The sequence below is a fragment of the Rathayibacter sp. AY1C1 genome, from assembly GCF_002932105.1.
GTDB lineage: Bacteria > Actinomycetota > Actinomycetes > Actinomycetales > Microbacteriaceae > Rathayibacter.
This window is the reverse complement of sequence record NZ_PSWH01000061.1, coordinates 1-6323: the sequence shown is the minus strand read 5'-3', so window position 1 is coordinate 6323 and position 6323 is coordinate 1. Positions and strand designations below refer to the sequence as shown.

The following is a 6323-nucleotide window of genomic DNA, read 5'->3' as shown; positions in this document are numbered from 1 at the left end:
ATGTTGCCCGGGGTCGGACGCGATCCCATGCCCTGCGAGCTGGCGAAGGGGTTGTTGCCGGGGCGCGGGGCGGCCGGACGCTGTCCCATGCCCTGGTTGCTGGCGAACGGGTTGTTGCCCGGGCGCGGGGTGCCGCCGGGGCGGTTGGAGCCGCCCGAGGCGCCGCCGGGGCGCGGGGTGTTCGCGGCGGGAGCCGGACGCGGGGTCACGGGCTTGGGTCCGCCGGGGGTCGCGCCGGACGCCGGCTTCTCGGCGGCGGCCGGAGCCGCGGGGGCCTCGGTCGGAGCCGGAGCGGCGGCCTCGGCGGGCGCGTCCTTGGCTGCCTGGGCGCGCTGAGCGGCCGCGGCCTCCTGGGCTGCCTGAGCCTGGGCCTGGCGCTCGGCGACAGACATCGGCGGTGCGGGCGCCGGAGCGGGCGGCTTGGCCGGGCCGGGCGTGGGCGCGGACGGACGGGCACCGGAGGGGCGCGGGGCCCCGGGACGGGCGCCGGCGGCGGGGGCGGTCGGGGTCGCCGACGCTCCCGCGGAGGAACCGCCCTGGCCCTGGAGGGCCTGGCGGAGCTTGCGCGCCACCGGGGGTTCGATGCTCGAGGACGGGCCCTTGACGAACTCGCCGAGCTCCTTCAACTTCGCAAGTGCGACCTTGCTATCGACACCCAGTTCGGATGCGATCTCGTGTACGCGTGGTTTTGCCACTTCTCTCCTGTCTTGGGCCTGCACCCAAGACGGGGGCAGGCGTCACGAACGGACGGGTCTCATTTCGAGCCGCTCATCAGTCTTCGCTCATGATCAGTTCACGGGCCGTTCTGCCTGTTCTCTATGGTGTGATCGTGCGCTGCTCCGGCCCCTCCGGTCGAGGGGCCGAGCCGGTCGGATCGTGCGATGTACTGCTCCAGCTCGCTCGCGTCCACGCTCTCGCGTGTCCGGAACGCTCTTCCGAACGCGCGGCGCTTGACCGCGAGCTCGTAGCAGTCGGCTGTGTCGTGGAGCCACGCTCCCCGACCAGGACGGACGGCACGCGGGTCTACCGCGAGGACGTTCGAGTGGAGGACCAGCCTCAGAAGAGAGGCCCGGGGGGCGCGCAGACGGCAGCCGACGCACGTTCTGACGGCTTCCACTCTACTCCCTCCCCTCCGGGACCGCTCCCCCGCACGGCCGATGCTCGGGGATCACTCCCCGTCCATCACCGAATCGGGCTGGATGTCGATCTTCGCGCCGGTCAGCTTGGCGGCGAGGCGGGCGTTCTGGCCCTCCTTGCCGATGGCGAGCGAGAGCTGGTAGTCGGGGACGAGCGCGCGGACGGCCTTGAGGCTCTGGTCGATCACGAACGCGCTGGTCACCTTGGCGGGCGAGAGCGCGCTGGCGACGAAGGTCGGCAGGTCGGAGGAGTAGTCGACGATGTCGATCTTCTCGTTGTTGAGCTCGGCGGTCACCGCGCGCACGCGCTGGCCGAGCTCGCCGATGCAGGCGCCCTTGGCGTTCACGCCGGGCTCGGTCGCGCGCACCGCGATCTTGGTGCGGTGGCCGGCCTCGCGGGCGAGGGAGACGATCTCCACCACGCCGGACGCGATCTCGGGGACCTCGAGGGCGAACAGCTTGCGCACCAGCGACGGGTGGGTGCGGGACACCTGGACCGACGGGCCCTTGGGTCCGCGGCCGACGCTCGTGACGTAGACGCGGATGCGGCGTCCGTGGCTGTAGTCCTCGCCGGGCACCTGCTCCTCGGGCGAGAGGATCGCCTCGATGGAGCCGAGGTCGACGTGGATCATCCGCGGGTTGGGGCCCTGCTGGATGACGCCGGCGACGATGTCGCCCTCGCGGCCCTTGAACTCGCCGAGCACGTGCTCGTCGGCGATGTCGCGCAGGCGCTGGTTGATGACCTGCTTCGCGGCGAAGGCGGCGATGCGGCCGAAGTCGCGCGGGGAGTCCTCGGCCTCGCCCACGACGGCGCCCTCCTCGTCGAGCTCGGGCACGAAGACCGAGACGTGACCGGTCTTGCGGTCGAGGTGCACGCGCGCGTCGACGGCGGTGGCCTTGTCGGCGTCGTCGGCCTGGCCGATGTGCTTGAGGTAGGCGGTCAGGATCGCCTGCTCGATGATCTGCACGAGTTCCTCGAAGGGGATCTCGCGCTCGCGCTCCATGAGTCGCAGAACGCTCAGGTCGATGTCCACGGGCGGGCCTTTCTCTCTATTCACTTGGATGCCGCGGTGGTGACCGCGGTCGTTCGCCTGCCGGGCTCTCACCCGGATCAGCCCTCAAGGGTACCCGACGCGGCCCGGGGTTCCACCCGCGGTTCCCGCCGAGGCACGGAGGGCCCCGCCTGCCGCGGGAAGCGGTGGCGGGGCCCTCGGCGTGTCGGGTCTAGGCGCCCAGCCGGGCGAGCGCCTCGGCGACCGGGAGCTGCTCGCGCTCGCCGGACCGGCGGTCCCACAGCTCGACGATCCCGTCTGCCGCTCCTCGCCCCGCGATGACGATCACGGGCACCCCGATCAGCTCGGCGTCGCCGAACTTGACGCCGGGCGAGACCTTCGGGCGGTCGTCGATCAGCACGTCGCGGCCGGCGGCCTCGAGGGAGGCGCCGACCGACTCGGCGAGCTCGAGAGCCGCCGCGTCCTTGCCGGTCGCGATGACGTGCACGTCGAACGGCGCGACGTTCGCGGGCCACAGCAGTCCGCGGTCGTCGTGGGTGGCCTCGGCGATGATGGCGAGGATGCGGGTCACGCCGATGCCGTAGGAGCCCATCGTGACGGTGACGAGCTTTCCGTTCTCGTCGAGCACCTTCAGCCCGAGGACGTCGGCGTACTTGCGGCCGAGCTGGAAGACGTGGCCGATCTCCATGCCGCGGGCGGTCTCGATCGGGCCCGAGCCGTCGGGCGCCTCGTCGCCGGTGCGGACGTCCGCGACCTCGACGGTGGCGTCGCCGTGGAAGTCGCGGCCGGCGACCAGGTCGAGGACGTGCTGCCCGGAGACGTTGGCCCCGGTGATCCAGGCGGTGCCGTCGACCACGCGCGGGTCGAGCAGGTAGCGGACGCCGGTCGCCGACTCCTCGCCCAGGACGGCTCCCTCGGCCGACCAGGGTCCGATGTAGCCCTTGACCAGTCCGGGGTGCTTCGCGAAGTCCTCCGCCGTGGCGGCCTCGACCTCGGCCGGGGCGAACGCCACTTCGGCGCGCTTGAGGTCGACGTCGCGGTCGCCGGGCAGGCCGACGATCACGAGCTCGCGGGTGCCGTCGAGCGCGGTGAGCGCGAGGACGACGTTCTTCAGGGTGTCGGCGGCGGTCCAGGCGCGGCCGTCGGGGCGGGGCTGCGTCGCGTTCGCCAGGTCGACCAGGGTCTGGATGGTCGGGGTGTCGGGCGAGTCGAAGACGCGCGCCTCGGGCAGGCCCTCGACGGGCAGCGCCGCGGGGACGGGCGTGCGGTACGCCTCGACGTTCGCCGCGTACCCTCCCGCCGACCGGACGAAGGTGTCCTCGCCGACGGGGGTGGGGTGCAGGAACTCCTCGCTCCGGGAGCCGCCCATCGCTCCGGCGTCGGCCTGCACGATCACGTACTCCAGGCCCAGACGGGCGAAGATCCGCTCGTAGGCGTCGCGCTGGCGCTGGTAGCTCGCGTCGAGGCCGGCGTCGGTGTAGTCGAAGGAGTACGCGTCCTTCATCGTGAACTCGCGGCCGCGCAGGAGGCCCGCGCGGGGCCGCGCCTCGTCCCGGTACTTGTCCTGGATCTGGTAGATCGACAGGGGCAGGTCCTTGTAGGAGGAGTAGAGGTCCTTCACGAGCAGCGTGAAGAACTCCTCGTGCGTGGGAGCCAGCATGTAGTCGGCGTCCTTGCGGTCCTTCAGGCGGAACACGCCGTCGCCGTACTCGGTCCAGCGGCCCGAGAGCTCGTAGGGCTCGCGGGGCAGGAGCGCGGGGAAGTGCACCTCCTGGGCGCCGGCGGCCTCCATCTCCTCGTGGATGATCCGCTCGATGCGGCGCTTGACGCGCAGTCCCAGCGGCAGCCAGGCGAAGACGCCGGGCGCCTGACGGCGGATGTAGCCCGCGCGGACGAGGAGGCGGTGGCCCGCGACCTCGGCGTCGGCGGGATCCTCCCGGAGCGTGCGGACGAACAGATGCGAGAGACGGGTGACCACGAGGGACGATCCTATCCGCTGCGCTCCCCCGGCTCGCGAGGGCGCCGGGAGCCTCAGTCGGGGATCCGCGAGAAGACGACCGCTCCGCCCGTGCCGTCCAGCAGCACGTCGTCGGGGGTGCCGCCGATCGTCATCGGGCCGGAGAGGAGCGCCCGGAGCCGGATGGCCTCGGGGCTCGGCGTGTCGGAGCAGGTGTCGGAGCCGGTCACCTCGTCGCCGGGGATCAGCACGCCGTCGTCGATCCGGTAGGCGGCGCTGACCACGAGGCAGCCGGTGCCGACGACCAGGGTCGGCGCACCCCCGACGCTCTCGGAGCGGAGGCGGACGCGGGCGTCCTCGACCCAGGCCGTGTACGGGGTCTCCCCTTCGGCCGCGGTCAGCACCCAGCGGTCGCAGCCGAAGGGGTCCTGCGGGCTGCGGCTGTCGATGCATTCGCCGGCCTCGGAGGACGGGCCGCTGCGGAGCGCGGCGACACCGGAGGCGAGGAGCGCGGCGGCGACGACCACGAGCGCGAGGCGCAGTGCGGGGCGGACCACGTCGATCCGCCCCGCGCCGTCAGTTCGCGCCGACGGTGACGACCGGGGCTCCGGTCGAGGTGTCGTCGGCCGGCATCTCGGCGGCCAGGCGGTTGGCCTCCTCGATGAGGGTCTGGACGATCTCGGCCTCGGGGACGGTCTTGATGACCTCGCCCTTGACGAAGATCTGGCCCTTGCCGTTGCCGGAGGCGACGCCCAGGTCGGCCTCGCGGGCCTCGCCGGGTCCGTTGACGACGCAGCCCATGACGGCGACGCGCAGCGGGACGCTCATGCCCTCGAGGCCGGCGGTGACGTCGTTGGCGAGCGTGTAGACGTCGACCTGCGCGCGGCCGCAGCTGGGGCAGGAGACGATCTCGAGCTTGCGCTCGCGGAGGTTCAGCGACTGGAGGATCTGCAGGCCGACCTTGACCTCCTGCGCGGGCGGGGCCGAGAGGGACACGCGGATGGTGTCGCCGATGCCCTCGCCGAGGAGGATGCCGAAGGCGGTGGCGGACTTGATCGTCCCCTGGAACTCGGGGCCGGCCTCGGTGACGCCGAGGTGGAGGGGCCAGTCGCCGCGCTCGGCGAGCTGGCGGTAGGCCTTCACCATGACGACGGGGTCGTTGTGCTTGACCGAGATCTTGAAGTCGTGGAAGTCGTGCTCCTCGAAGAGGCTGGCCTCCCAGACGGCGCTCTCGACGAGGGCCTCGGGGGTGGGCTTGCCGTACTTCTGCAGGATGCTCGGCTCGAGCGAGCCGGCGTTGACGCCGATGCGGATCGAGACGCCGGCGGCCTTCGCGGCGGCGGCGATCTTGCCGACCTGGTCGTCGAACTTGCGGATGTTGCCGGGGTTCACGCGGACCGCGGCGCAGCCGGCGTCGATCGCGGCGTAGACGTAGTTGGGCTGGAAGTGGATGTCGGCGATGACCGGGATCTGGCTCTTCTTGGCGATGATCGGCAGCGCCTCCGCGTCGTCGCGGCTCGGCACCGCGACGCGGACGATGTCGCAGCCGGACGCGGTGAGCTCGGCGATCTGCTGGAGGGTCGCGTTGATGTTCGTCGTCGGTGTGGTGCACATCGACTGGACGCTGACCTGCGCGTCACCGCCCACGAGCACCTTGCCCACCTTGATCTGGCGGGACTTGCGGCGGGGGGCGAGGGTCATGGGGACCTTGGGAAGACCCAGATTCACTGCTGGCACGCGCCCCATCGTACGCGCGCCGCGGTACCCCTCGTCCGCTCGCCGCACCTTCCCAGCCGCCGCCCCTCCTGCGGGCCTCGGAACCCGCCCACCGCACCTGCTCTCAGCCCGAGACCGCACGACGATCCGCGGTCGCCTCGCTCCCGAGCCGAACCGCCGATCCCGTCCGAGCGATTCACCGCAGTTGCTGCCAGCCCGCTCCCTTCACAGAGCGGACCGCGCCACGCCGGTCAGCGACCGCCCTGCCACCCCCGAGGCGAACGGGTGAATCGCGTCCCAGCGATTCGCCCCAGCCGTCCGCACCCCGCTCCACCCACGCCCCCACCTCGAGAAGTCGACCGCACCACGCCGGGCGAGGCCCGTCCTGCCACCCGCGAGGCGAACGGGTGAATCGCGTCCCAGCGATTCGCCCCAGCCGCCTGCGGCCCGCTCCACCCACGCCCCACCCCGAGAAGCCGACCGCGCCACGCCGGGCGAGGC

The 6323-nt window shown here is 72.4% G+C and carries 6 protein-coding genes; all 6 read right to left on the bottom strand.

The window, feature by feature from the left end:
- The coding region (locus C5C71_RS16935) for a translation initiation factor IF-2 N-terminal domain-containing protein (RefSeq protein ID WP_181065756.1) at positions 1 to 695 on the bottom strand (695 nt) is incomplete at its 3' end.
- Between the two features lie 98 nt (positions 696 to 793).
- A complete protein-coding gene (locus tag C5C71_RS16930; RefSeq protein ID WP_104225593.1) occupies positions 794 to 1117 on the bottom strand; it encodes a YlxR family protein in 324 nt (107 codons plus the stop codon).
- Between the two features lie 51 nt (positions 1118 to 1168).
- Positions 1169 to 2170, bottom strand: coding sequence for a transcription termination factor NusA (nusA, locus tag C5C71_RS16925; RefSeq protein ID WP_104225180.1), 1002 nt, complete (start codon positions 2168 to 2170; stop codon positions 1169 to 1171).
- Between the two features lie 190 nt (positions 2171 to 2360).
- Entirely contained in the window at positions 2361 to 4127 is a 1767-nt protein-coding gene (locus C5C71_RS16920; protein ID WP_104225179.1) for a proline--tRNA ligase, read from the bottom strand.
- Positions 4128 to 4180: 53 nt separating this feature from the next.
- Positions 4181 to 4663 carry a hypothetical protein gene (locus tag C5C71_RS16915; protein ID WP_104225178.1) on the bottom strand — a complete coding sequence of 161 codons (483 nt, stop codon included), beginning with the start codon at positions 4661 to 4663 and terminating at the stop codon, positions 4181 to 4183.
- Positions 4664 to 4682: 19 nt separating this feature from the next.
- On the bottom strand, positions 4683 to 5843 hold the full coding sequence (ispG, locus tag C5C71_RS16910; RefSeq protein ID WP_173244694.1) for a flavodoxin-dependent (E)-4-hydroxy-3-methylbut-2-enyl-diphosphate synthase: 1161 nt from the start codon (positions 5841 to 5843) through the stop codon (positions 4683 to 4685).
- Between the last annotated feature and the right edge of the window lie 480 nt (positions 5844 to 6323).